This is a genomic window from Paenibacillus sp. DMB5, from assembly GCF_001517085.1.
Taxonomy (GTDB): Bacteria; Bacillota; Bacilli; order Paenibacillales; family Paenibacillaceae; genus Paenibacillus_AQ.
The window spans coordinates 1-26,667 of record NZ_LRAC01000155.1 but is presented as its reverse complement, the minus strand read 5'-3'; the positions used below and the strand labels follow the sequence as shown (position 1 = coordinate 26,667).

At 53.3% G+C, this 26,667-nt stretch carries 21 protein-coding genes; 9 read left to right on the top strand and 12 right to left on the bottom strand.

Going from position 1 to position 26,667, the window contains the following annotated elements; translation table 11 throughout:
* The first annotated feature begins 107 nt into the window (after nt 1-107).
* Entirely contained in the window at nt 108-1,139 is a 1,032-nt protein-coding gene (locus AWJ19_RS27920) for an S-layer homology domain-containing protein (RefSeq protein ID WP_068728467.1), read from the top strand.
* A 123-nt stretch (nt 1,140-1,262) separates the two neighbouring features.
* Here the strand turns inward: AWJ19_RS27920 and AWJ19_RS27915 are convergent, their stop codons facing one another.
* A complete protein-coding gene (locus AWJ19_RS27915; protein ID WP_068728466.1) occupies nt 1,263-1,805 on the bottom strand; it encodes a GNAT family N-acetyltransferase in 543 nt (180 codons plus the stop codon).
* Nucleotides 1,806-2,172: 367 nt separating this feature from the next.
* On the opposite strand from AWJ19_RS27915, the gene AWJ19_RS27910 reads away from it, so the two are divergent.
* The 3 genes from AWJ19_RS27910 (at nt 2,173) to AWJ19_RS36045 (ending at nt 5,605) form a co-directional block, all read left to right on the top strand.
* Nucleotides 2,173-4,560: an ABC transporter ATP-binding protein/permease gene (locus AWJ19_RS27910; protein ID WP_068728465.1), complete on the top strand. Its 2,388-nt coding sequence runs from the start codon at nt 2,173-2,175 to the stop codon at nt 4,558-4,560.
* Between the two features lie 90 nt (nt 4,561-4,650).
* Nucleotides 4,651-5,358, top strand: coding sequence for a hypothetical protein (locus tag AWJ19_RS27905; protein WP_198536658.1), 708 nt, complete (start codon nt 4,651-4,653; stop codon nt 5,356-5,358).
* A complete protein-coding gene (locus AWJ19_RS36045) occupies nt 5,324-5,605 on the top strand; it encodes a hypothetical protein (protein ID WP_198536657.1) in 282 nt (93 codons plus the stop codon). The genes AWJ19_RS27905 and AWJ19_RS36045 overlap by 35 nt, the downstream gene beginning before the upstream one ends.
* A gap of 392 nt (nt 5,606-5,997) precedes the next feature.
* Here AWJ19_RS36045 and AWJ19_RS27900 read toward each other — a convergent pair whose 3' ends face one another.
* From AWJ19_RS27900 to uxuA, 4 genes are all read right to left on the bottom strand, one after another.
* Nucleotides 5,998-6,288: a MazG-like family protein gene (locus AWJ19_RS27900; protein ID WP_068728464.1), complete on the bottom strand. Its 291-nt coding sequence runs from the start codon at nt 6,286-6,288 to the stop codon at nt 5,998-6,000.
* 126 nt (nt 6,289-6,414) lie between these two features.
* Complete coding sequence (uxaC, locus tag AWJ19_RS27895; RefSeq protein WP_068728463.1) at nt 6,415-7,827, bottom strand: glucuronate isomerase; 1,413 nt, start codon at nt 7,825-7,827, stop codon at nt 6,415-6,417.
* A gap of 19 nt (nt 7,828-7,846) precedes the next feature.
* Nucleotides 7,847-9,457, bottom strand: coding sequence for a mannitol dehydrogenase family protein (locus AWJ19_RS27890; protein WP_068728462.1), 1,611 nt, complete (start codon nt 9,455-9,457; stop codon nt 7,847-7,849).
* A gap of 1 nt (nt 9,458) precedes the next feature.
* Nucleotides 9,459-10,535, bottom strand: a complete 1,077-nt coding sequence (uxuA, locus tag AWJ19_RS27885; RefSeq protein ID WP_068728461.1) for a mannonate dehydratase — start codon at nt 10,533-10,535, stop codon at nt 9,459-9,461.
* 292 nt (nt 10,536-10,827) lie between these two features.
* On the opposite strand from uxuA, the gene AWJ19_RS27880 reads away from it, so the two are divergent.
* On the top strand, nt 10,828-11,481 hold the full coding sequence (locus AWJ19_RS27880) for a GntR family transcriptional regulator (protein ID WP_068728460.1): 654 nt from the start codon (nt 10,828-10,830) through the stop codon (nt 11,479-11,481).
* Nucleotides 11,482-11,496: 15 nt separating this feature from the next.
* Nucleotides 11,497-11,829: a hypothetical protein gene (locus AWJ19_RS36040; protein ID WP_198536656.1), complete on the top strand. Its 333-nt coding sequence runs from the start codon at nt 11,497-11,499 to the stop codon at nt 11,827-11,829.
* Nucleotides 11,830-11,919: 90 nt separating this feature from the next.
* Here AWJ19_RS36040 and AWJ19_RS27875 read toward each other — a convergent pair whose 3' ends face one another.
* A complete protein-coding gene (locus AWJ19_RS27875) occupies nt 11,920-12,666 on the bottom strand; it encodes an SDR family oxidoreductase (RefSeq protein ID WP_068728459.1) in 747 nt (248 codons plus the stop codon).
* Nucleotides 12,667-12,821: 155 nt separating this feature from the next.
* On the opposite strand from AWJ19_RS27875, the gene AWJ19_RS27870 reads away from it, so the two are divergent.
* The gene (locus AWJ19_RS27870; protein ID WP_068728458.1) at nt 12,822-13,745 is read left to right on the top strand and encodes an AraC family transcriptional regulator; all 924 of its coding nucleotides are present in this window, start codon (nt 12,822-12,824) and stop codon (nt 13,743-13,745) included.
* Nucleotides 13,746-13,929: 184 nt separating this feature from the next.
* Here AWJ19_RS27870 and AWJ19_RS27865 read toward each other — a convergent pair whose 3' ends face one another.
* The 6 genes from AWJ19_RS27865 to AWJ19_RS27845 form a co-directional block, all read right to left on the bottom strand.
* A complete protein-coding gene (locus tag AWJ19_RS27865) occupies nt 13,930-17,475 on the bottom strand; it encodes a sugar-binding domain-containing protein (RefSeq protein ID WP_068728457.1) in 3,546 nt (1,181 codons plus the stop codon).
* 46 nt (nt 17,476-17,521) lie between these two features.
* The gene (locus AWJ19_RS27860) at nt 17,522-18,832 is read right to left on the bottom strand and encodes an extracellular solute-binding protein (RefSeq protein ID WP_241781918.1); all 1,311 of its coding nucleotides are present in this window, start codon (nt 18,830-18,832) and stop codon (nt 17,522-17,524) included.
* On the bottom strand, nt 18,829-19,119 hold the full coding sequence (locus tag AWJ19_RS36975; RefSeq protein WP_241781917.1) for a hypothetical protein: 291 nt from the start codon (nt 19,117-19,119) through the stop codon (nt 18,829-18,831). The genes AWJ19_RS27860 and AWJ19_RS36975 overlap by 4 nt, the downstream gene beginning before the upstream one ends.
* Before the next feature lie 210 nt (nt 19,120-19,329).
* Nucleotides 19,330-20,124 carry a Nif3-like dinuclear metal center hexameric protein gene (locus tag AWJ19_RS27855; protein WP_068728456.1) on the bottom strand — a complete coding sequence of 265 codons (795 nt, stop codon included), beginning with the start codon at nt 20,122-20,124 and terminating at the stop codon, nt 19,330-19,332.
* A 12-nt stretch (nt 20,125-20,136) separates the two neighbouring features.
* A complete protein-coding gene (locus AWJ19_RS27850) occupies nt 20,137-22,263 on the bottom strand; it encodes an alpha-glucuronidase family glycosyl hydrolase (protein WP_068728455.1) in 2,127 nt (708 codons plus the stop codon).
* A gap of 160 nt (nt 22,264-22,423) precedes the next feature.
* Entirely contained in the window at nt 22,424-24,580 is a 2,157-nt protein-coding gene (locus tag AWJ19_RS27845; RefSeq protein WP_068728454.1) for a glycoside hydrolase family 52 protein, read from the bottom strand.
* A 179-nt stretch (nt 24,581-24,759) separates the two neighbouring features.
* Between AWJ19_RS27845 and AWJ19_RS27840 the strand changes: the two genes are divergently transcribed.
* Together AWJ19_RS27840 and AWJ19_RS27835 are read left to right on the top strand one after the other, a co-directional pair.
* On the top strand, nt 24,760-25,668 hold the full coding sequence (locus AWJ19_RS27840) for an AraC family transcriptional regulator (protein ID WP_068728453.1): 909 nt from the start codon (nt 24,760-24,762) through the stop codon (nt 25,666-25,668).
* Entirely contained in the window at nt 25,665-26,156 is a 492-nt protein-coding gene (locus tag AWJ19_RS27835) for an LURP-one-related family protein (protein ID WP_068728452.1), read from the top strand. Before AWJ19_RS27840 ends, AWJ19_RS27835 begins: the two co-directional genes overlap by 4 nt.
* The last annotated feature ends 511 nt before the right edge of the window (nt 26,157-26,667 follow it).

The following is a 26,667-nucleotide window of genomic DNA, read 5'->3' as shown; positions in this document are numbered from 1 at the left end:
GGGCGAATCGTTCATTCCGGCGGATAAAAAAAATCGTTGTAACCTTTTTGTGCCATCGTCCGTCTATGAAAACAAATACCACAAACTACTTCCTGAGGTGAACTCTAATGAAAAAATCATTCAAGCTCGTTACATTATCCGCCGCTGCCGCCATCGCGTTCAGCTTTGCCGGGGAACAATTCGCTTCCGCCGCCGCTTTTACCGATCTGAATAATGTAGCAGATAAAGAAAAAATCATCGCCCTGCAGGATATGGGGCTAATCAAAGGAATCAGCGCGACAAAGTTCGGCCCGCATCTGCCGATCTCTGAAGCGGAAGGCGTGCAGATGATCGTCAATGCCGCCGGCCTCAATCTGGATACAATCCGGTTTGTGAAGGCGCCGAAGGCTTCGGATTATTTCGCCAACGCCAATGACTCTGCCTGGTACGCGCAGGCGCTCATTATTGCAGGTGTCCACGGCCTGGACCTGCCGGCTGATCTGCAGCCGGGCCGCAAGCTGACACGCGAGGCCTTTACCCATCAGCTTATTGATGCGATTGAGCTGGGCGGCCGGCTGCCGATGATCAAGATCGCTCCTGTGGAATTCGCAGACCAGGATCAGGTCACAGCAGAGTATTCAGGCTCGATCCAGCGCGCATTGGCTTACGGGGTTGTGAAGCTGGACGGCAGCGGCAAGCTGAATCCGAAGCAGCAGATTACCCGGGCTGAGGCTGCGGTTGAGATCAGCAATGCGCTGGCCTACCTGAAGGCGCATCCTGCACCGGCTGCCCAGAGCGAAATCCTCACCGCAGAAGAAGCCGTTCAATTGATCAAGGAAGCCGTAGGCCCCGAAGCGGATCTGCAGATCAAGATCGCCCCTGAAGCCAGCATGAGCAGAGAAGCCTTCACCTACCTGCTGATTAATACGCTGCAGACAAGCGGCCAGCTGCCGATGTATAAGCTCGTTCCGGTTGCGATTGCAGACGAGGATCAAATGGATATTCTGAACTCCGGGGCGATCCAGACGGCGCTTTCCCTGAAGATTGTCAGCCTGGACGAAGGCGGCAATTTCAATCCGAAAGACCCGATCACCCGTACAGACGGGACCGCGATGGTCAGCAAGGTACAGGAAATTCTGAAGAATAAAGGTGCGAAATAAGATCGCTGAGGTAACTCACTCCTGCTAATGTACAAAAAAGAACGGCATCGGATGCCGTTCTTTTCTTTGTTTATATGCTGATTCAGACGATGATTCCTTTTTTACCCGAGCAACTTCATTTTTCTACGGCTGGATCATTCCGTAATGCACCAGATCGTGGTATTCGCCATCTTTTCTTATATGTTCCCTCAGGATTCCTTCCTTACTCATGCCTATTTTCTCCATTACTTTACCCGAGGCTATGTTGGAACTGAAGTAACGGGCGAATACCTTATGGTACAGCCTGTCTTCAAAAGCATACTTCACCATTGCCTCTGCCGCCTCGGTTGCATATCCGTTTCCCCAAAATTCTTCGCCAATCCAGTAGGCCAGCTCCCCGTTATTGGATTTTTCAGTGTAGGACAAGGCTATCGCACCATATAATGCTCCGCTGATCTTGTCTGTTACGGCAAATTCATACGACAGCCTTGCCTCAAAATTAGCTTCATGGCGGTCAATCCAGCTCAGGGCATCATCTATCGTGTAGGGATACGGGAGGTATAGGGTTGTTTTGTAGATATTATAGTTGTTGCACAGCCTGGCTACCGCCGCTGCATCAGATGAGGTGAACATTCTCAGCAGCAGCCGTTCCGTAGTTATTGTTTTATTGGAGTTGTTATAGGACATATATAATCTCCTTAAAATAGTGGTGTTAGCATTGTCCTGGATACAAGGACTATCTGGTTATTCCGGATACAATGTCATTCGCCGCCGTCCGCTTGATTTCCTCTATGCTTAGTCTCTCAATAAGAAAACGTGAAATACACCCGCAATCCCTTAGAAGTCATTACAACCGTCCTGCAATTCCAATGCCTGTTCACATTGTACAATATTTATATGAACCCATTATGAACTTTAGCGCGTATCACTTACTATGTATCAGCCACCCTCCTGCTGTCCGGGGCGGTACGAGTTGATGTTCAGTTCATAAATGTATGTTACGCTTTGCACAAAGACAGAGATTCATGGATGAAGAGAGGATGAGATTAACGGTATGCTGCAGCTTAAAAACATCTCCAAAAGCTATACCACCGGCAGTTTCACGCAAACTGCACTTAATGATGTAAGTCTCGATTTCAGGAAAAACGAGTTCGTGGCCATTCTCGGCCCCAGCGGTTCGGGTAAAACCACCTGCCTGAACATCATCGGCGGGCTCGACCAATATGACAGCGGGGATCTGGTTATTAACGGAACCTCAACCAAAGCGTTCAAGGACAGTGACTGGGATGCTTACCGCAACAACAGTGTAGGGTTTATTTTTCAGAGCTACAATCTGATCTCCCACCTGAGCATCACGGATAACGTGGAAATGGGTATGACCCTGAGCGGCGTAAGTGCCGACATCAAGCACCGCAAGGCAGTGGAAGCACTGGAGAAGGTCGGGCTGAAGGATCATATCCACAAAAAGCCGGGCCAGCTGTCCGGCGGACAGATGCAGCGTGTCGCCATCGCCAGAGCGCTCGCCAACGATCCTGATATTATTCTCGCAGACGAGCCGACCGGCGCACTTGATACCGTAACCAGTGAGCAGATTATGGAGCTGATCAAGGAAATCGCCAAAGACAAGCTCGTCGTCATGGTTACACACAACCCGGAGCTGGCCGAAGCCTACGCCGACCGGATTGTGCAGTTCAGGGACGGAAAGGTTATTTCCGATACCAACCCTCCGGCTGACCTTAAAACCAACGCGAATTATCAGCTGAAAAAGACGGCGATGAGCTATTTCACCGCCCTCAAATTGTCCGGCAAAAATATCTCGACCAAAAAGTGGAGAACCGCTCTTACCGCCTTCGCATCCAGCATCGGCATTATCGGCATTGCACTGATCCTGTCCTTATCGAACGGGTTCGATAAGCAGATCAGCAGCTATGAGTCCGGGGCGTTATCGAACTTCCCGGTGACGATTAGTGAAACAGCCGCGCAGATTGATATGTCTAACCCGCCGGGAGCACAAACGGAAGAAGCTGACAAGAAGTGGACCGAATTCACCGATGCCTCTGAAGTGTACCCGTATGATCCAACCGCCAACACGGTTCTGCATACGAATGAGCTGAGCCAGGAATATCTGGACTATCTGGACAAAATCGACCCTGCCCTGCTGGATGGCGTATCCTACAGCCGCAAGGTGAACATGAACATCCTGCGTTCAGACGGCGAAACCGCCGTTCCTGTTGATACAGCCAGCCTGAACTTCACCACCTACCCGGATAAGCCGGCCGGTACGGAAGGCAGCTATCTGGCGGATTACTATGATCTGCTTGCCGGAAGCCTGCCTGAGCAACCGACCGATCTGGTAATGGTTGTTGATGAATACAACCGGATGAACCAGAGTATTATCGAAGCGCTCGGGTTAGATTATAAAGCTGCCAATGTCAGCTTCGATGATGTTGTCGGCCGTGAGTTCAAGCTGATCTATAATGATGACTTCTATACGGAAGCAGACGGCATGTTCAAGCTGAACGGTAACGCTGCCAACCTGAGTGAAATGTACAACAGCGCTAACGCCGTTACCCTGAAAATTTCGGGAATTATCCGCAAGCAGCAGGACTCCCCGATGTCCACCATGTCGGCGGGCATCGCTTACTCCGACAGCCTGGCGGAGCAGTTCATTGAGAATGCACAGGGCTCAGCCATTGTGCAGGCCCAGGAGCAGCAGGATCAGGTCAATGTGCTAACCGGCAAAGTGTTCTCCCAGATCGGCGGAATGGACATGAGCGGCATGGGCATGGGTATGGGCATGGGCGGTTCAAGCACAAGTACGGATCCGGGCAGCGCAAACTCCCAGGAAGCTGCGCTCGCTGCGCTTGGCGCTGTAGCGACGCCGTCCTCAATCTCCCTGTATCCGAAGGATTTTGGAGCCAAAGAGAGCCTTGTGGCCTATCTCGATAAATGGAATGACGATCACGGCAAGGAAGAAATGATCGTGTACACCGATCTTGCAGCCATGGTAACCAGCCTGTCCAGCGGTATTATGGACGGAATTACGATGGTGCTGATCGCTTTTGCCTCCATCTCGCTGGTTGTATCGCTGATCATGATCGGTATTATCACCTATATTTCTGTACTGGAGCGTACAAAAGAAATCGGTGTACTGCGTGCCCTCGGTGCCCGCAAAAAGGATATCACCCGCGTATTCAATGCAGAAACCTGCATTATCGGCTCGCTCTCCGGGCTGCTCGGGATCGGGATTGCCTATCTGCTGACCATTCCGGTCAACATCATTCTGAAGTCGATTACTGATCTGTCGAATGTCGCGCAGCTGAACCCGCTGCATGCTTTCGGACTCGTTGTGCTCAGTGTCGGCCTGACCATGCTGGGCGGCTTCATTCCTGCCAAATTCGCGGCGAAGAAAGACCCTGTCGTGGCTCTGCGCAGCGAATAATTCTTTTGCTTTGCTTAACAAGGAGCTGGTCTTGGACCAGCTCCTTGTTTTCTTTATAATAAAGAAAAACGAAGCACTGGAGCTTACATAATGAGGAAGTTTACGATTGAAACCGCCAGAAAAATAATGGCCAATGAAATCAGTGTCGAAGCACTGCTGAAACAATATCCGGAGTATAAGGATGAGGTCCTGCGTGAGCTGGGTGAAATGAAAAAGGGCACCCCGGCGAATATAGTACAGGCCATCATCGACCGGTACACGGCCAGCGCCAAGACAGCCAATACCAAGATCAGCAAAAGCGGGATGAATGAAGCCACCGTGAATGCTTTTCTGCCGAATATTATCAAGGCGCGGTTTGCGGTCTATCTGCTGGAGCAGCTGAATATTGCGGTGTCCGCCAAAACGCCTGCCGGTAATGTCCGTTTTAACCGCTGGGACGGGACCATCCTGCAAAGGCTGCTGTTCCGCAAAGGGTTCGAGCGCAAGCCTGTGTCACTGCCCCTGTTCCGCTTTTTCTGGAGATTCATTAAGGATAAAAAGCTTCTGATGCCGCTCGTTAACAAAAAGGGGATTTACTGCTTCTACTCCAAGGAACTGATCAAGGAGCTGACAGCGTTGATCGGCGCCCGGAAATGTCTGGAGATTGCTGCGGGGGATGGAACGCTGACACGTTTTCTGAATGAGGCGGGTACGGTCTGCATCGCTACCGATGATTACAGCTGGAAGCATTATATCGACTATCCGGCTTACGTGGAGAAGGCTGATGCGAAAACGGCGCTTGCTAAAATACACCCCTAAAGTGGTGCTGTGCTCCTGGCCCGTGCCGAAGAACCCGTATGAAAAGCATGTATTCAAGGCGGATTCCGTGCAGCTCTATATCGTGATTGGAACGCGGAATCCGCAGATTACCGGTGATTTCGAGGCTTACCATAACGATGATAAGTTTACAATGGAGTTAGACGAGCGCCTGTCAGCGCTGATTGTGCCGCCGTCTGAGGACAACGCGGTTTATCTTTTCCGTAAAAAGACGGCTGGGGAGCTGTAGGGAAATGCTGCTGTGCAGGCCTGATTCCGCTACAACAAAACAGGTATACCGGATAATGCCGGCATACCGCCTGTCCCGCTTATTCAGTTATCCGACGACATCGCCTGCGCTTTGACGCTGCTTTCTCTTTCGGCTGACAGAGGCGGGATTTGTGAGGCTCCCCTGCATGACCGGTGTTATAGTGTGTTTGTCAGCAGCTACTGATGCAGGATAGCGCTTCACATTTCCAATTTACCCGTTGCCGGATATTTAAAACGGCATTTTTGCATCAGGATATTATGCTGGATAAATTCCGGGCATCGGCTGTGAAAAAGACTATACATCCATGTATTCTGTTTTCAACATTTCCTGCTCGTCCTTTCCATTCCATATATTCCTGCTGTACCTTCAGATCAATCCCAGCTTCTGCGGTCATTAATCTCCCGTTTCTCGCGGAAAGCCCGCTCCAGATCAATACCCAGCTTGTTCGCCAGATCAAAAATGTTCCATACCACATCATACATCTCATAGCCCAGATTGGCCTTGAGTTCTTCATCCGGATGAAAGGAGACGGACAGCACTTCCTTGGATAATTCGCCGACCTCGGTCATTAAATACAGCATCCGTTGTTCGATCGTGCTCGTATCAAAGCCCTTAACTTCACTAAACGTTCTCACATACCGTTGAAACTCTCCAGCATTCATTTCTCTATCCGCTCCCTATGACTATTCTTTCTGGACGAAACTAATTATACATGAAAAAAACGCAGAACCCGTTAATTTCGGGCTCTGCGTGAATTGAACTTAATTTAACTATAAAAGTCTGATAGATTAGAATCTTTCAACTAAGCCGAAATAGCGCTCGGCATTGTTGTAGCAGATGTCCTGCACGATGCCGCCCAGGAAGGGAATATCCCTTGGCGCTTCGCCGCTGGCCACCCAGCCGCCAATCAGGTTACAGAGAATCCGGCGGAAGTACTCATGGCGCGTGTAGGACAGGAAGGAACGGGAATCGGTCAGCATCCCTACAAAGCAGCTCAGCAGGCCGAGATTAGACAGCGAGGTCAGCTGCTTGATCATGCCGTCCTTCTGGTCGTTGTACCACCAGCCAGAGCCGAACTGGACCTTGCCCTTGATGCCTTCACCCTGAAAAGCCCCGATCATCGCCGCCAGCACATCATTCTGCGCGCCGTTCAAATTATACACAATTGTCTTCGGCAGCTCGCCTGTCCGGTCAAGACCGTCCAGCAGCTTGTAGAGACGCTCTGCATAGCTGTGGTCACCGATAATATCAAAGCCCGTATCCGGCCCGAGCTGCCGGAACATCCGGGTGTTCGGATTGCGGAGCGCTCCGATATGCAGCTGCATCGTCCAGCCGTGCTCCGCGTATTTGCGTCCCATCGCCAGGAACAGAGCCGTTGCATACCGGTCACATTCCAGCTTGCTGAGGCTTTGTCCGCTCAGCCTCTTGCTGAAGATGGCTTCAAGCTCGGAAGCTAATGCCTCCTCAAACGGCAAATCGGTGAAGCCGTGATCCGAGATCATGCAGCCGTGTTTGTCGAAATATTCGATCCGCTCCAGCAAGGCACGTTCCAGCAGGGCATAGCTGGTAATCTCGTATCCTGCCGCCTGCTCCAGGCTGGCGAGATAAGCCGGAAACGTCTCGGCTCCGATTAACAAGGCCTTATCCGGACGGAAGGTTGGCGTGACGCCGGTTTTGAACTCTTTTTGCGCCGCTATTTCAGTATGATGCTTGAGATCGTCAACCGGATCATCGGTGGTACAGATCCATTTCACGTTAGAGCTTGTGATCAGCCCCTGAGCCGTGAAGCCGTCCGTGGCAATCAGCTTGTTGCAGTGGCCATAGATCTCCCGCCAGTTCTGCGGATTCAGCTGCTCCTCCACACCGAAATAACGCTTCAGCTCCAGCGCGGACCAGTGGTACAGCGGGTTACCGACCGTATAGGGCAGCACCTCGCTCCACTTGGCGAACTTTTCTTCATCAGTAGCCGGACCGGTTATATATTTCTCCTCCACGCCGAACGTTCTCAGCGCGCGCCATTTATAATGATCCCCGCCCAGCCAGACATCAGTGATACTGCTGAAGCGTTTATTTTCGGCTATGGCCTGGGGATCAAGATGGCAGTGATAGTCAATGATCGGCAGCGCCTTGGCATACTCATGGTACAGTATTCGTGCTTCCTCGGACTGCAGCAGAAAATCCTCCTGAATTAATCCTTTCATTACGTATGCTCCCCTGCCTTTATTTCACGTATTTCTCAATTGTGCTTCTTACCGCTCCCGGTCCGGCCAGCAGCTCGTAGAACATACCCTCGATCTTGTCCCCAAGCCCGATGTCATACAGCTTCACGCCGAACAGCTGCTCATCTTCGAGAATAGCACGCACATTAGAGCTGGTATCGCCCAGTTTCACACCCTGCAGATGGCCCTGCAATGTTTCGAGCAGCGGGTCAGGACTGAGCGTAAAGGCCTCGCCTTTATCGTCCACCCCCAGCAGATAACGGCACCATACAGCAATAGCCAGCGGAATGGCCGTCAGGTCAGCCGGATCCAGGTCTTCTCTGCGGACATAAGACTTAATCGTTTCTCCAAAGCGAATGCCGACCTTCTGCGAGGTATCTGTAGCGATCCGCTGCGGCGCATCGGGAATGAACGGATTGGCGAAGCGCTCCTTCAGCACCTCATCCAGGAACTGCTTCGGACTGATAATACCCGGATCAACAACAACCGGCAGCCCTTCCTTGTAGCCGATAATCTCAACCAGCTTGCGCAGCGTATCGTCCTTCATCTCATCAGCGATTAGAGTGTAGCCGAGCAGGCAGCCGGTTACGGCAAGGGCCGTATGCAGCGGGTTAAGGCAGGTGGTTACCTTCATGGTTTCTATATTATTGACCGTATCCCGATCGGTAAAAATAATCCCCGCCTGCTCAAGCGCCGGACGGCCGTTCGTAAATTTGTCTTCTATGACCAGATATTCGCTGATTTCGGCGTTCACAAACGGAGCGGTGTAAGTATTCTTGGAGGTAACAATGACATCCATTTCGCCGATGCCCTGCTCCAGCAGTGCAGCCTGAACGGTTTCGGACGGGCGCGGCGTGATTTTGTCGATCATCGACAGCGGGAAGGTAATCAGCTGCTCATTCAGCAGATAGTCTACGAAGCCTGCTTCCACGGAGCCTTTTGCCGCCCATTCCCTGGCAATTGTAACGATCCCGTTCTTGAGTTTATCGCCGTTATGCGAGCAGTTATCCATGCTGACAAAAGTCATCGGGTATGCGCCCTTCAGATACCGCTTGTATGCAAGGGCAGCCACGATGCTCATCGCATGGATCGGCTGCCCGGGTCCGTCGGCGATATCCTTCTCCACAATGCCGAGATACTGGCCGTTTGGTCCCGTCAGGGAATAGCCCTTCTCGGTAATCGTGAAGCTGGCCATCTGCAGGCTCGGGTTCTCGAAGATTTCCGTCAGCCGCTGGTCATCCGCTTCACGGGTTTTGTCGGCAGTGATGCCTTCCACAATGCTGCTTATGATTTTCTTCTGGAACTCGCCGCGTGCATTCATCAGCACCAGCAGTGTCAGATTGTCATACGGCTTGTATACCTTGTCGATCATTTCAAAATCAAACGTCTCCGCCGCAATGATCCCCGTGTCCGCCGCCCCGCCGTCGAGCAGCTTCTGATGGGCATTGGCCACGAATCCGCGGAAGATGTTGCCTGCGCCGAAATGCACCCATTCCGGCTTCTCCAGCGTGTTCTTCGCTACTGCGTCATAGTCGAACTTGGGAAGCTCTACACCGGCGGCCTCCCAGGAGGCCGCCTCATTCCGGATACTGGATCGGGTCAGGCGCAGCATGTTACTTCGCCTCCTTTACATTCTCCAGGCTATCCCATACGCCAAGCAGATACATAATACCCATCGCTCTGTCGTAGAGGCCATAGCCCGGACGGCAGTTCTTCTCTTCTCCCCAGAGGTGACGGCCGTGGTCCGGACGCACATAGCCGGTGAACCCGCTCTCGTGATAAGCCTTTACCACCTCAGCCACATCAACACTGCCGTCGCGGCCGCGGTGTGAGACTTCGATAAAGTCGCCATTGTCGAATACCTTAACGTTACGGATATGGGCAAAATAAATCCGGTCATGGAACTCGCGGATCATCGCAGGCAGATCATTCTCCGGATTCGTGCCGAGCGAGCCGGTACAGAAGGTCAGCCCGTTGTAAGGGCTGTCTACGGCATCCAGCATCCGGCGGATCGTATCGCGGCTGCGGATGATGCGCGGCAGTCCAAAGATCGGCCAGGCCGGATCATCGGGGTGGATGGCCATTTTGATATCCACTTCTTCACACACCGGCATGATGCGCTCAAGGAAATACACCAGGTTATCGAACAATTTATCTTCTGTCACATCTGCATAAGCCGCGAACAGATCATCGAGCCTCTCCAGACGCTCAGGCTCCCAGCCGGGCATCGTGAATTCGCCTGCGCCTTTGAGGATACGGTCAACCATTTCACGCGGATTATCGGTAATGGCAGCCTTTTCATAAAAGAGGGCGTTCGATCCGTCCGGCAGCTCCTTGTACAGCTCCGTTCGCGTCCAGTCGAACACCGGCATAAAGTTGTAGCAGATGACTTTTACGCCGACTTTGGCCAGCTTGCGGATCGTATCAATGTAAATGTCGATATATTTGTCGCGTGACGGCAGGCCGATCTTAATATCATCATGAACGTTAACACTCTCAACTACAGCGGGGCTGAAGCCCTTGGCCGTAATCTGATCCGCAACCTTCTGGATCTCCTCCATCTCCCACACTTCACCGGCCACCTTATGATGCAGCGACCATACAATGCCCATTACCCCCGGAACTTGCCGGATATGGTCCAGAGTGATATTGTCGTTCCCTTCGCCGTACCATCTCCATGTCATGTTCATAAATAAACCCTCCTTATGATGTATAAAGAAAATGAAGAAGCATTGTGTCAATCAGACTTACAGCGAGTTGCCAAAGGTAAGACTGACAAACAACAATCTTGTATACAAGTTTGACTTGATCATAATTTATACTCTATAAAGTTGTCAATGCCCAATTAAAATCATATATGTATGCCCTTACAATAGCGGAATTTGCGGCTTTTTTCACAAGACTCCTGAATGTATTCTTTTATTAACCTTCGGCATGATGTATACTAGTTCTTAAAATACAATCGATGGAGCAAATGTAGCCATGTCAATCAAAGAAGAAATTATGAAGACACTGAAGCAGGAAATCCTCACCCTGACCTTAAAACCGGGTGCTATCCTCAGTGAGACTGTCCTATCCGAACGGTTCCAGATTTCACGGACCCCGCTGCGTGATGTGCTGAAGCAGCTCAGTCTGGAATCGTATATCGATATTTATCCCAAAAAGGGGAATCTGGTCTCTTTTATCGATCTGGAGTCGGTGGAGCAGATTATTTTTCTTCGGAGTGTGCTGGAGAAGGAGATCATCAAATATCTCTCGGAGCATCTTGCCCTGAAAGGTGTGCATGAGCTGAAGGATATATTGGACCGGCAGAAGGCCGTCATCCGTGAAGAGAATGCTACCGAACCGTTCCTCAACCTGGACGATGCATTTCACGCCGCCTTATTCCGGCTGGCCGGAAGGGAGTACCTGTGGAACCTGATTCAGCAGTCCAATGTGCATTATGTCCGCTACCGCAGGCTGCACATGCTGCGCAAAGAAAAGCTGGAGGAAATCTGGAACGAGCATCAGCACATTCTGGAATACATGACGCAGCGCGAAACAGACAAGCTAGAGGCACTGATCCACCACCATCTGCGGGAGGATATTAATTCCTTGTATCTGCAGGAGAATTTTGCGGATTATATCCGGGGCTAGGACGGCCCCGGGGCTGTGCTGCACGCCTGTCAGCGGGACAATCCGCGTCGGGCAAAATCAAGGGCATTTCTGCCCTTCATTTCGGCGGTACGCCCGCTTTCCAAAATCAAAGGCATTTTTGCCCTTCATTTCGGCGATACGCCCGCTTTGGGCAAAATCAAAGGCATTTTTGCCCTTCATTTCGGCGATACGCATACACAATCCGCCATCCGGAACACACTAATTTGTCTCAAAACCCTGCTCAGCTCATGGCGTATTAACTTTGTCGACTACACTATCCCCTACTTACAGGAAGCAAGAGAACGAAGTAGCCCGCTGTCCATTAAGTTAAAGGGCAGGATTGCCTAAGATCCAATGTGATGAACCTTATCACAAGCAACTGGCGTATGATTTACTGGGTAGGCCATATCCGTACCACAACCCAAGTAGACATTTATGTTACAACTGAGCCGTCGGACGGATCACGATCTCGTTCACATCAATATCGTGTGGCTGTTCGATTGCGTATGCAATGGCGCGGGCAATGGCATCCGGAGTCATCGCTAGTTTATCCCGGACAGAAGCGAGCTGCTCTCTTAATGCCGGGTCTGTTAAGCTCTCAGTGAAATTGGTCTGTACAATTCCGGGGGAAATGATGGTTACGCGCAGCTTATCGCCAGCCTCCTGGCGCAGCCCTTCCGAGATCGCACGTACGGCGAATTTGGTGCCGGAATAGACCGACTGATTAGGAACAGTTTTGTGTCCTGCTGTAGAAGCAATGTTCACGAAATGTCCGAAGCCCTGTTCGCGAAAGATGGGTAACGCTGCTGCAATGCCATACAGAACACCTTTAATGTTGACGTCGATCATGTGCTCCCAATCATCCACACGCAGATCATCGAGAGGGGAAATGGGCATAACACCGGCATTGCTGACAAGCGCATCTATCTTCCCGAACTGTTCGCAGGACAGCGCAACGAGTCTGGACAAATCTTCACGCCGTCTCACGTCAGTGCTTGCATAAACAGCTTCACCTCCCCTTTCCTTGATGCGTGATGCTAGTGCCTCAAGGCGAGCCACCCCACGTGCCCCAAGCACGACCTTTGCTCCTCGCTCAGCAAGTAATAATGCTGTTGCTTCTCCAATGCCGCTGCTCGCACCCGTAATGACGACGGCTTTGTTCTCCATACTTCCTTCCAAGCTCATAGTTCAATCCTTCTTTCTTAATCTATTGGTCTTGCAAGTGTATTGTAAGAAAAAATCGTTTGAACCAGGTAGATTAATCATGTACGATTCTTGCCTAATCCTCTTCGGTGCGGATATAATTAGCCATCAGCGGTTCGGGAAAGGAAAGATGGAAGATGCAAGATCAACCCTATGCCCCTAAAATTTCTGCTTATCTGGAAGAACTGATTGTACTTATTAAACGCCAGACTCCTTCAGACGGCACACACATCTCGGCAATACCAGAACTGTGCCTCAGGCGCGCTAGTCAAATGTCTGAACCGATGCATACAGTCAATATGCCCTCTCTATATGTAGTTGTACAGGGATCTAAGACAGCAGCGCTGGCCGGGGAAAATTATGTATACGATCCGACTAAATACATGATCACATCAGTGCATCTACCTGTAATCGGACAAATCACTCAGGCCTCGCCTAAGCTCCCGTATCTTAGTCTTCAATTGTCCATTAATCCAGAAGTAATTTTGGAGATCATTCATAAAAGCCGTATTCAATGGAAGGGGAAGACAGGGCGGGGTATATGGGTGGGGCAATCCGATCCTCTGCTGCTCGACGGTTTGCTTCGGCTTACCAGACTTCTAGATACGCCCGGGGATATTGAGTTTCTTGCGCCGCTTATTATTCGCGAGATATTTTATCGTCTGCTGCAAAGTGAGCAGGGATCGTTAATCAGGCAATCTGCTGTAACCGGCAGCTATGCGCATGGCATTTCAAAAGTAATTCATCTGATTAAACGTGATTACTCGAAGCCTCTTGTAATAGAGGAATTGGCAAAAGAAGCGAACATGAGCCCTTCTTCTCTGCACAAGCACTTTAAAAAGGTAACGGCGATTAGCCCGCTGCAGTATCAGAAGGCTATTCGGCTCCAGACAGCACGCCGTTTGCTGCTCTCAGAGGGACTAGAAGCCGCTGATGCGGGTTTTCGCGTTGGCTACGAGAGCCCATCTCAGTTCAGCCGAGAGTATGTACGCATGTTTGGGCGCCCCCCAATGAGCGACGTAAAGCATCTGCGTAATTCCTTTGTTGTTCTAGTTGATTGACATTGAGTCTATGAAAAAAAAGCAGCCTCTTTTTAAACCTGAGAGGGGACGCACTCAACAGCGGTCTTTCATTTTATTTGGACTAAAATGAAACTTTAGTTCATAAAAACAGCGGCAGCCCGGGACATGATTTCCCTATCCCTGGCTGCCGCTGTTTCAATTTTCATGGCATTATCCGCCGGTCTTAATCCCGGCTCCCCTCAGCTTCACCCGGCAGAAACCGGAACCACTGCAGGTCAAAGTTACTGCCCGGCAGGAACAGGAACGTTACCGTCTGTGCGCCGTGTACAGGCTCAAGCGCAAATTCCCGCACCGTATAGCTGTCCGCTCCCGGAAATTCAACGAGCTGCTTGAAGTCTCCTTCCGGGCCGCTGAACAGCAGGTGCACGGTATTGTTAGCAAGCCCGGACCGGCCGCAAATCTGGAGCCGCACTGCCCCCTGCTTACCGAAATCCATATCCTCGTAGACCAGGGACACGTTGTTGCCGATCCCCTCAATCGAACGCTCTGTGACGGAGAAGGTATCGCCGTAAACGCGGCTGTTCTCCAAAGCGCCAAGGCGGGCAAACGCTTTGTGCCGGCGGGCAAACGAGATGCCTTTGAGGTGAATCTTTTTCCGCAGGATGAAGGAGATCGTTGTAATGCCGCGCAGCTGCCGGGACAGCTTGTAGGTCTCCTCCTGATATACATTCCAGCGGGACGGCTTCTGGTACAGTACTGTGTCCAGCAATACTGCACCGGACTGGCCAGGTATCCCTTCCCAAATCTCTATTGGATATTCCTCGCTGTCGAGAGCGAATATCGGCATCGTCAATTCATCAGCACCGTAGCTGCCAAAGTCAATCCGCTCGAAGCAGATCAGACTCTCCCCTTCGCGTGCTGTCGCTACGCCGCGTTCATTGCCGTTGGTCAGGTTATAGCTGGCGCTGCTGTGGTAGGCGGCGGAGATGAATTCATACGGATTCAGATAAGCCTGGCCGAAGCCGCTAAGCTTGATCTCCATCTGTGAATAGATCCGGATGCCCTCTGCCCCGTTGCGCACTCCGCACCGCACAAAGACGTCTCCGTCCCCGAGAGGGGTAATCAGCACTTCCTGTTCCTTAACCTCAAGCGTAGCGATATTGGAATCTACTCCAGCCGCATTGGTGATGCGCCATTCCACATCATGATAAGTGGCGTTCTCCGGATGCAGCTTCACGAGGATGGGCAAGCCGGACTTATCCGGGGTTAGCACTGTGCCCTCCGGGCAGAGGATCTCCAGCTTCCGCACCGGCACTTCAGGCAAGGCTCCGCCGCCGGTATCGGTATCCCCGGCGATCCGGCCGGCTTCAAGCGGGCAGTCCGCGTATAGCACCGGCTCCTCCGCTCCTTCGGCCTTAGCCGCAGGCACGGACTGCAGCACGATTTCAGCACCGGCAATACCTGCCGATTCCGCGCGCAGTGTAATCGCCCCCGGCTCCAGTGTGCCGGCAATAATCGCCAGCAGCTTACCGGTGAACATCCGGCGGCTTGAGCCTTTGTAGGCATCGTAATCGGTGCTGTCCCCGTTATCCAGGCCGACCAGCCGTCCCGGTCCTTCGATGCTCAGCTGCACCCGGTTGTTGGCATTCTCCACAGGGAGACCCGCTGCATCCGCGGCAGTGATCGTAACGAAGATCAGATCCTGCCCGTCAGCAGCAAGCTCCTGCTTGTCTGCTGTCAGCACAAGGGAGGCAGCATCGCCGAAGGAAGCACGCTGCTCCGAGGCTATCACATTCCCCTGCTCATCATAGGCATCGGCCCGGAGAACCCCTGCCTTATACGGCAGCTTCCAGTTCCCTGCAAGCTGGTGGCCGTTTATATGGTCAATATCATAGGTTCCCTGCGATACGTCATCCAGAAACAGCTCAATCCGCGGGGCGTTGGAGCAGACACGGACATCGATCAGCTGCCCCTCCGAGAAATCCCAGTACGGGAAGATATGAATCATCGGAGCGGTGCGGTAATCCGTCCATTCCGCCTGATAAATATAATAGGAATCCTTCGGGAACCCGGCGGTGTCCAGCTGTCCGAAGTAAGAGTTCTTGGTATGGTACGGGGTCGGTTCCCCGATATAGTCGAATCCGGTCCAGAGGAACTGTCCCAGGGAATACTTGGCGTCCCGGTCTCCGGTGATGCAGGTTTCTGTATTCTTCGCGCCCCAGCTGGTCGAGCTGTTGCCAAGCGCTGAACACTGCAGGTCATCGTCGGCAAGCACCGGCTGCTCCAGCGGAAAATGATAGACTCCCCGGCTCTGCACCGTCGAACAGGTCTCGCTGCCGTAGATAATCCAGTCGGGATGCTCCGCATGGTGCGCATCATAATATTTCTCGCCGTAGTTATATCCGGCAACCTTGACGATGTCTGCACATTTCTGTGCATTTTCCCACGGCATATAGTTCGAGCCGATCGTCACAAATCCGTTGCCGCGCGGGTCATGCAGCAGCACCTCATCCTGCAGCATCCGGGTAACCTCCTGGCCCCGCTCACCGGCATGAGTATCATAGATTTCGTTGCCAATACTCCACATGATCAGGCTCGGACGGTTCCGGTCGCGCCTGACCCAGCTGGCAATATCCTTCCTCCACCATTCCGGGAAGAAACGGGCATAGTCATAAGGCGTCTTGCTGCGCTCCCACATGTCAAACGCCTCCGAAACAATGAGCACGCCCATTTCATCCGCCAGCTCCATCAGCTCAACCGCAGGCATATTATGGGCAGTGCGGATGGCGTTCACACCCATCTCCTGCAACAGCACGATCTGCCTCCGCAGCGCAGCCGTATTAACCGCTGCACCCAGCGCACCCAGATCATGGTGCTGGCACACCCCGTTCAGCTTAAAGGAGTGTCCGTTCAGGAAAAATCCCTTGTCACTATCCAGCTCCACTGTCCGGAAGCCGAACCGCTCGCGTTCCTCCTGGATAACGGCCCCGCCGGCCAGCAGTTCTGTCTTTAGCCAGTACAGGCTCGGGCTGGCAATATCCCAGAGCACCGGCTGCTCCACTGCCAGCCTGCTGTGGGCATGCACAGTCCCGCCGCCGTCCGTCATCAGCACTGCGGACTCCTCCCGGGCCACAGCATTACCGTCCCCGTCCAGCACCGTATGGCAAAGCGTGTACGCTGCCTTTTCCCTGCCGGCTGCATGAATCTGCCCGTTGTCTCCCGGCCTGTCGGCAGTATCTGCCAGCTCCAGCTCTGTATCCACATCCACCGTCCAGTTCCCGCCGTCCGCCGGCCGCGCGGCAATGTAGATTCCGTCAGCTGCAATATGGCTCAGCGGATATTCACGCAGCCATACCGAACGGTAGATGCCTGCACCTGAATACCAGCGGGAGCCCGGTGATTCATGGACGACCCGCATCACAATGGTATTATCACCTTCCTGCAGATAAGGCGTAATGTCAAACTCAAAGGTGGAATACCCATACTTCCAGTCTCCCGCCTCCTGTCCGTTCACATACAGCGTAGAATCCATGTATACGCCTTCAAACCGAAGAGAGCAGCAACGCTCCGGCGGTATTTTATCCAGCGTAAGCGTCTTGCTGTACCAGCCCTCCCCGTTCTCATAGAGCGCATTCGTATCGTAGATCAGCCAGTCATGCGGCAGGGTAACGGGCATCCAGGCCGCCTCTGCCATTACTTTTGTCAGCTCAGAGCCCAGCTGCTGCTTGCTGAACTGCCAGCCCCCGTTCCATTTGCGTGCAGTGTTCATCCTGTACTCTCCTCCTGTATTCTTTTCTCCGGATACTCGCCCGGTCTCAGCGCTTCAGATAACGTTCATAGGCTGCCTGCTGGATGTCCAGTGCCCGCTCAATCCCCATATCCCGCATCTGCTGCACATATTTGTCGTAGTTATCCACCGGTTCGGTGCCGAGGATGATTTTGAGCTCCGCTTCCTTCACCAGGGTATTGATGTCGTTCATAATGCTGCCCAGCTCATCGGATTCCTCGCCTGTCGGCGTAACCGGCGGGAGCAGATGGCGCTCGTGGTTCGTATTCTTCCAGATGTCCAGGGCCGCTGTGGTCTGGGCAAACTTCACCGGCAGATGATTATCCTGCTGAATCATCGGGAAGTTCGTGCTGTGCGAGTACTTGAGCATTACCTTGTCACTGGAAATACCGTCCGGGTTATTCGCCACAAAGTCCGTGTACACCGGCTCGCCGCCCGCCAAAGTATACGTAGTTCCTTCAATGCCAAAGGTATTCAGCATACTCCCCTCCCCGGTAAAAGCATAATCAAGCCAGCGCATCGCCGCCTCCACATGCTTCGTATTAGCCGAAATAGCCGCGGAGTAGGTTCCGGCATAGGCATTGTCGAGCTGGCCGAACTCCGGCGTTTCCCCCTTGGCGGCTGCAGGATACGGGGCGGCTGCAAAATCAGCCTGTTTCCCGGCGGCCTGTGCTGCCGAATTGTAGCTCTCAATGTAAAATTGCCAGCCGATTGTCGCTCCGCTCTCGCCGGAGGTCATTTTCTTATCCACAGTCGCCGCATCGATGGAGGCAAAATCCTTGTCGATCAGCCCTTCCTTATACCACTGGGACATCGTTTTCAGGTACTCCTTATAGCCAGGCTCCAGATAGCCGTAAACCACGTGCCCGTCATTGACGTAGAAATTGCCCATCACCCCAAAGGCGCCGGCAAATCCGCCGGTCCGCTCACCCAGGAACAAGGTCCGGAGCGTCAGCGGGGCGGCCGCCTGTTTCTGTTCTTTAAAAGCGGTCAACACCGTATGCCACTCGTCAATCGTCTCCGGAATGCCAAGCCCCAGCTCGTCCAGCCAGTCCTGGCGGATGATCGGCCCGCCGTACACCCTGCCGTTTTCTGAACGGATGAACGGGAAGGCGTAATAGGTTCCGGCGTCGGTTTTGATCATTTTGTCAATTTCAGGGTGCTCTGCAAGCGTTCGTTTCAGGTTGGGCGCATATTGGCCGATCAGTTCATTCAGCTTGAGAATATAGCCCTGCTCCACCGCTTTATCGGGACCGCCGGGAAACTGCAGCCAGGTATTGAGAAAAATATCCGGCAGCTCACCCGATGCCAGCAGCAGACTGAATTTCTGGTCGGTCATCGCGTGCCTCCGAGCTGCCTGATCCGGATCCCTGTCCTGAGCTCATACTCGTCATCGATCGGCAGACGCTCCGGCGTCCCGCCCAGCTGTTCATTCATAAAGGTGAGTGTGATATCCCCCGCCATCGGATAGGAAAAATCAGCGGATTCCGCAGACGGATTGCCCGAAGGCGTCTTCAAAGCGCTTTCATTATTAGAGCCTCCGCATCCTCCGGCAAGCAGGGCAATGCCCAGTAAACAAATGGCTGAATGCCTCGCCCTTCCTTCTCTCCAACTTTTGATCAACATGATGACCTCCACTGTAAAATATGGGCCGGTTACCGCCCTGTGCGACTTCATGCGATTTCATGCACCTTCAATGTAAGCTATAACCAGCGCCCGGAGCAATGTTCAATATGCATAATGGATTGTCATTATCATAAAAAAGCTTGCAATGTCCCGCTGTCAGGACACGCCGGCAAAACCAAAAACCTCCTTGGCAGCAAGGAGGTTCAGGCGTTAAATCACTTCAAACACCGGACGTTCCCGGATAAAATGCACCGGCACCGCCGGAAACTGCGCCGCCAGCCGCTCTGCCAGCAGCTTCATGCCCGGCGCCTCACTCTCGGCGTGGCCGAGCATGATCAGCGCCTTGCTGCGCCCCTGCTGATCGGCATCCCTGACATATTCCGGCGCTTCCCATTCGGGGCCTTCTCCGGCAATAATCAGATCCAGCCCCTCTTCCCCGTACAGGGGAATCGCCAGCTGGCCCCCGCCCCGGTAGCCGACCAGGATGCCAATTTTGCTGCAGGCCGCCGAAAGATCTCCTGCTGCACGCACATAGGCAATCTGCAGCTTACTTTTCACATGCTCAGCGGCCTCTCTGGCCGTCATCGGCGGGACCGTCAGAAGGGACACCGCCGGGCGGTGCTCCGTCACATACGCCTGCCAGTCCAGCGCTGCAATCAGCCCTTCGGTTATCCCGTCCGGCGTATAGCGGTGAACATAATCGTGGAAGCGGTAAATACCAGTTTCCTGTCCGGCAAGCAGCGCCGACTTCCGGAGGTAAACAGCGTCCTGACTAAGCCGTTCGCGCTGATCGTGATGGCTGTAATAGATTCCTTCATGGGAGACGATCAGGTTGGCTCCAAGTCCAGCTGCCTGTTCTATCACATGTTGCGAGGCGGTAAATGCGGTTACAATTCCCCGCACCTCTGTCTCCGGTGTTCCTGTTTCCAGCCTGTCTACCGTCTGCTCCGGCACGGGAATTCCGGCCGTCAGCCAGTCAATAATGGTTCCGAAGGTAATCGTCATGGTCATATCCTCTTAGTAGATGGTGCGTGACGCCTGATCTTCTATCCCGCTTTTCCGGTAAAAATACGTGTTGATCTGGTCCCGCCATTCCTTCGCATGCGCGGCTTGCCCAGTAAGACGCTGCTCTACCTGCACATACAGATCCTCTCTTACCTTGTCCTTCAGGGTCTGCCAGGAGGATAACAGTCCTTCCGCCCGCTGGGCTCCTTCAAAATGCGTATCGTAAATGTGCTGGATCACGGTTTTGCCGGAATGGAGCACATGGGTGTACGGTACATGGTGGAAGAACAGCAGCAGCTCATCCGGGCATTCCTCAAGCGACTCATAGCGGGCAGCATTGCTGCCGATGTACTGGGCGCTGTACCCGGTTCCCGTCTTCACCGTCCGGTCGACCCCGATCCCGCGGTTGTCGGCATAATGATAGGTGCCCCATTGCGAATATTCATAACCGTCCACATTCGGCCCGTAATGATGCTCCGGATTGATCATCCAGCCCACTCCGAGCGGTGCAGTATAAGATTCATAGATTTCCCAAGAATCCAGCAAAATTCTGCTGATTACATCCGCTACCTCCTGATTGCCACCAAAGGTCAGGGCAATCCATTCCGCTGCGATTGCTTCAGCGCTGAGCTCGGGATTCCAGGCCAGGCGGCCGTAGCCGTACAGGTTGGCCTGGGCCAGCAGATGGCCGGTCCAGTTGATATCATTGCCGGTGTTGGACACCGCTGCAATCCCGCTGTGCCGGTTGCCCCACAGCGAGCCGTCCACGATGCGCTTCACCGGAGAAGCCTCCCCTTTGGCAAGGGTCTGGAATTCCAGCACCTCCTTCCACTGGGGAACCAGGTAGCAGACATGGCGCTGCTGGCCGGTATACTCCTGGGCGATCTGGAATTCAATGATCTGATTAGTATGCTCCAGTGCACCGAACAGCGGGGAGACCGGCTCTCTGACCTGGAAATCCATCGGCCCGTTTTTGATCTGCAGGATGACATTATCCTTGAATCTGCCGTCCAGCGGCTTGAAGTGGTCATAGGCTGCCCGCGCACGGTCTGTCTTGCGGTCACGCCAGTCCTGCTTGCAGTTGTACACGAAGCAGCGCCAGATGACGATGCCGCCGAACGGCTCCAGCGCTTCAGCCAGCATGTTGGCCCCGTCGGCATGGTCGCGGCCGTAGGTGAACGGCCCCGGACGGTTCTCCGAATCCGCCTTGACCACAAAGCCGCCGAAATCCGGGATCACCCGATAGATTTCAGCAGCCTTCTCCTGCCACCACCGGCGTACGCCCGGATCTAGCGGATCGGCGGTACCCGCCCCGCCTTCCTGCATTGGCCCGGCAAAATTCACACTCAGGAACAGCCCAATGCCATACACCCGGAACTGGTCCGCGATTTCAGCCACCTGCGGCAGATACTCCGAGATGAACAGCGTCTCCAGTGCATGCACATTCACATTGTTGATTGCAATGGCATTGATCCCCGCTGAGGACATCAGGCGCGCATAATCGCGTACCCGCTCCATATCCCCGACAAACCGGTTATTATCATAGAAGAATGATCTGCCGGCATAGCCCCGCTCCACACTGCCGTCAAAATTATCCCAATGGTTAATCATCCGCAGGCTATTGACCGGATTCACAGCCTCATCAAGTGCCTCGATGGGCTGAAGCGTGCCCATGAGCCGCAGCAGATGGAATACTCCATACAGCACCCCGGCAGGCGCGGAGGCACCAACAGCAATGCAGTTATGCTCTACGCTGGTGCGGATGGCGAAGCCTTCGCGGCCAGCCTTGCGGATGTCGGCCTCTGCAAACACACTATCGATCATTGCGTTGCCGCCACTAAAGGTGCCGAAGGCAACGACAGGGTCTGCGCCGGCCCCGGCAGAATGCTCCGGGGCATTTGCTGCGGTATTCGCAGGAGCGGCTTCCAATTGCACCTGGATGCCCAGCATCGAAGCAACGCCCTGCTTCCATTCCGCCAGCGCAGCCTGAACCGTGTCGTCCGTCTCTGTAACGCTCACCGCTTGGCACCATTTCACATATTGCTCCTGCAGGCTGCCCTGCGAAAGCTCGGGATAGCTTAACCAGGCATTATAGCCATGATCCTGTGTCCGCTTGCTGATCCTGTTTGCTTCATTCATCCGGAAATCCCCTCCTGATTGTTGCCTGAATAATGTTACTGTTTATATCAGCCGATTAGCTGTACCAAATGCAGCTATTTCGTCCACATGCGGATTTCCCCTGCTTTTTGTTGCACAAACTGCAGTTATAGAACCTCCCTGCTCTTAGTTGCATAGTCAGCTATTTAGCGCCGGCCTGCCGAGCCAGCTCCGTCAGCGACCGGCTGCCAATGCCTTCCAGCAGCCAGAGGATGGCGGTAACGCCGCGAGGGTAATATTTGCTGCCGCCGATCAGGCCGCCCAGAATCTGGTCGCTCCAGCACCAGTAGGACAGCTCGGGATGGAGCAGCCAGCCCACATGGGCGGCATCCGCCGCATGGCCGCTCTCCTCCCAAGGCAGATGCAGAATCTCGCGGGCAATAAACTGTGAGAGATAAATTTTGCTGAGCCAGGAGTTATTGCTGGTAGAGGACAGCTTCCAGCCTCCATCGTCGAACAGGCAGACGCCCGGAACCAGCACCGTCTGCAGATGCGTGTTCAGCGCACTGAGGTACCCGGCAAACCGGCCGTCCGGATCAAGCGCCTCCTCACAGCCGGTGAAAAGCGGGAAGATCAGCCCTTCAATCGCCGGAATGATGCGCGAATCGTTGTTTTCGTGAATGACAGCCGGAATGTACCCTTCGCTGTTCAACTCTGCTGCAATGGAAGCAGCACATTTATCCGCCTGCTGTCCCGCTTCCGCCGCCAGCTCCGCCAGTCCCTCCTGCCCGAAAAACCTCTCCAGCGCCACATAGGCCGCCCAGCATTTGCCCGCCATATAAATGTTATTGCGTGACTGTCCCAGCGAGGTGTCCAGACTGTCGTAAGTGGTAATTTCGGCTCCGCCCTGCGTCCGGTTGCTGTCCAGACCCATCAGGCCGTTGCGCTGCTCCTTGTCCGGGTGATCACGGTTCAGCATGCTCTCGAAGCAGGCCCGGAGCACCGGCAGCATGTTGTCCGCGAATTCACGGTCCCCGGTCTGTTCAATATAGACGAGCGCCGAGACCAGCCAGTTCACCAGCTCCTCATGACTCATATAGGAAAAGCAGTCATCCAGCCCCGCCAGCTCATATGCGGAATACTGCGGACGCGAGAACACATTGGCTACGCCGACATCGTGGGTGAAGCTGATTCCTCCCGGATATTCCCTGGTTTCGCCCGGAAATACAACCTTATCCTCATAGCTGTAGCGGTCCGCGAACAATTCCAGCTCATTTCGTACCGTCCACGGATTCATCACCAGCTCAAAAAACAGCTGATCCGCCGTCAGATCCAGCGTATTCATCATGCGGTATTCACCTTCGTTGACAATCCACAGATATTTCTCGCCGTCATGCAGCAGCTGAGTGCTTCCGTAATAGCTGTGAATCGCATGCGACAGCATAAAGCTCTGGTCTGCGCTAAGCCCGGCCGAGTGAATCCAGGCATCAGCGTCCGTACAGGCAGCGGTCAGTTCGCCGAAATGCTCCAGTGCATAACCGGCCACCTCCTCGATATTCCGGAAAAAGCGGGTATACGCATAGCAGGCATCAATTCCTGTAGTCACAAGACCGCCGCGGTAAAAGCAAACCGCAAACCGGTACGTCCGCTTTTCGCCAGCCGGAACGTCCATCAGTACGGCACCCGTTCCGCCCAGTCCAAAGGATAGATTATGCTCAAGCTTGGCCTCCAGAATCTTTTCCATGGTGAATCCGAGCGCAGACAGCACGCCTTCCTCCGCACAGGCAATAGCCGTCAGCCGGCCTTGTCCGATCCCCTGAAAAGCGCCTCCGCTCGTATCTCCCAGCCTGCGCATGGAGCTGTACGGATCGCTGCCTTCGTAGCCGAAAAAGCCTCTGCGGGCAAAGGTCCCCCGGGTGTTGTCGAGCGTAAGCTCAGCAAAAACCGCCGGCAGCAGCGCTGCCTTCAGCGATTCTTCATCAGCCTTGGACGGATCAGGTACCGACCGGACGGGAGAATACACCTTGAAGGTCAGGTCTCCAGCCTGCCACGTATCGCTTGCTGTTCCCAGCGTCCGGCTGATTCCCTCATTTTGAAACGCTTTCAATTTAATTTTTGCGGTCTCATCCGCTTTTTCTATATCATATCTGGCTCCGGCATCTGCCACCTGCTCAAAAAAGGGCAGCACCTCATAGCTTTCACCGTCCGCAGACTGAAATCCGATGTACATATTCTGGTCAGCCGGTTTGCCCAGCTCCAGCCCGAGCCCTCCGTTTTTACCTTTAAAACCGAGTGTGAAGCTTGCAAATGCCCCGATAGGTGAATGCTGGACATTATAGAATGGATTAGACTTTGTCATAATGGCTCCTTCCTGGTACGCAGCATGCGAGTTTGGCAGTTTATAGATTGCCCATTCTCATCCTATCACGGGGCTCTATGCCGGGAACATTGCCAAATCAGGCAGAATTTTACCCAAATCAAGCTAAACTCCGCTATACTAAAATTGACAGAGAACTTGTGTACCGGGAGGAACCGCCTATGGCTTCGGCTTTTTTGCCGCCTGAACTCGGCCAGAACATTAGTGAAATCATTATCCCCGACGTCAAAACAACGCTGAACTTGTTCGGCATGCATCTGCGGACGGTAAGCGGTGCGTGGAGTTATCCAATTCATGCCCACCCGCAGTATGAGTTCAACTATGTGCTGGACGGGGAACAGCGGATCATCGTCAACAGCCGTAGCTATACGCAGCGTGCCGGGGATCTGGTTCTTTTGCGGCCGGGAGACTCGCACTCCAGCCAGAGCGGCAACGGGCGGCCGTTCACGTATTTTTGTATCCATTTTGATATCGACGATAAAATTCTAATCTCGCTCTTGAGCCGGCTGCATCATGTATTGTTCAAGGCTGACAGCACGATTGCCCATAAGCTAACGCCCTCACTCACCCGGCTGGTCGATATCTCCCGCCAGATTCACGGGGACATCACAATGTCCCAGCGGATGATGCTGCAGTCTGCCGTGTTTGAACTATTCGGCCAGCTGTGGGAGGCCTTCTCTGTTGAGGCCAACCTGCAGGCTTCTGCCAGCTACGAAAAGGTCGAGCTTGCCCACCAGATCCGCAGCCGCCTGCAAGGTCTTGTCTATCAGCAGTTCAAGCAGGATGCACAGGAAGACCGGACGCTTGGCGTCGATGATATCGCGGCAGAGCTGGGCATCAGCTCCTCGCACTGCTACCGGGTATTCCGGCAGGTGTTCGGCCTCTCCCCGAGAGAATTCTTATCCCGGCAGATGCTGCATGAGGCCAAGGTGCTGCTGGACGATCCGCGTCTGCCGGTAAGCCACATCTCGGCGATTCTCGGCTACCGGGATATCGCCCACTTTAGCCGCCAGTTCAAGCGCTGGCATGGCAAATCACCGCGCGAGTACCGCGAAGGAGGTTCATTATGAAAGAGCTGTATATGAAGCAGAAGGTATTCAGTCTAAGCGGGAAATTTACAGTTAAGAACCAGCAGGAGCAGGATGTCTATCTGGTAGAGGGCAGCTTTATGCAGATTCCCAAAACGTTCTCCATTATGAATGCCCGCGGAGAGGAGGTCGCACTGATTACGAAAAAGGTGTTCAGCTTGCTGCCGAAGTTCTTTGTGGAGGTGAACGGCCGGGAGATACTGACGATCAAGAAGGAATTTTCTTTGCTAAAAGCGCGCTATACCATAGATTCAGCCGGCATTGAGGTACGCGGAAACTGGTGGGACATGGACTTCCAGGTCCTGCAGCACGGTTCAGTCATTGGTGAGGTCAACAAAGAATGGTTCACCTGGGGCGATAGCTACAAGATTCATATTTTGAATGAGCAAATGGAGGCCATCATGATTGCGATTGTTGTGGCGATTGATTGTGTGAAGGCTGATGATGTGGCTGGGGCGGGCTCCCAGTAACCGTTATTTCCGTAAATACAAAAACACCTCCAGAATCTCCGTCTAACGACAGAGCCTATTCTCCTGGAGGTGTTTTTATCAATTCATCCAATGCGGCGGCTTATCCTAATCTAGCCCATCCGCCGACAGGTTCCCGCCATTACTGGCAATAACCTGCAAGTTCACCTGCTGCAGTACACTCATGTAACGTAGGGCTCGGCTGGCTCGGCTGGCTCGTCGACTGTTCTTTACGAAATATGTTGTTGCTACTCCAAGTAATATTATTACCAGCGTTCGGGCTAACGGACTCAGATACGCTTATTTTCAGCAAAAGGCCTGTTTCTGCAGGCTAACGGACACCAGTGACCTTATTTCCCGTCTTTCCGCTTAAAAAGCACTTTCAAGCTGGAAATAAAGGCATTACGGTCCGTTAGCCTGATTAAACAGGCCGATTTCCAATAAAGGCGCTGGTGTCCGTTAGAAAAAGTGGAAGTTACTGAGGGGCTTGAGTTAGGGGTTACGGGGTTACGGG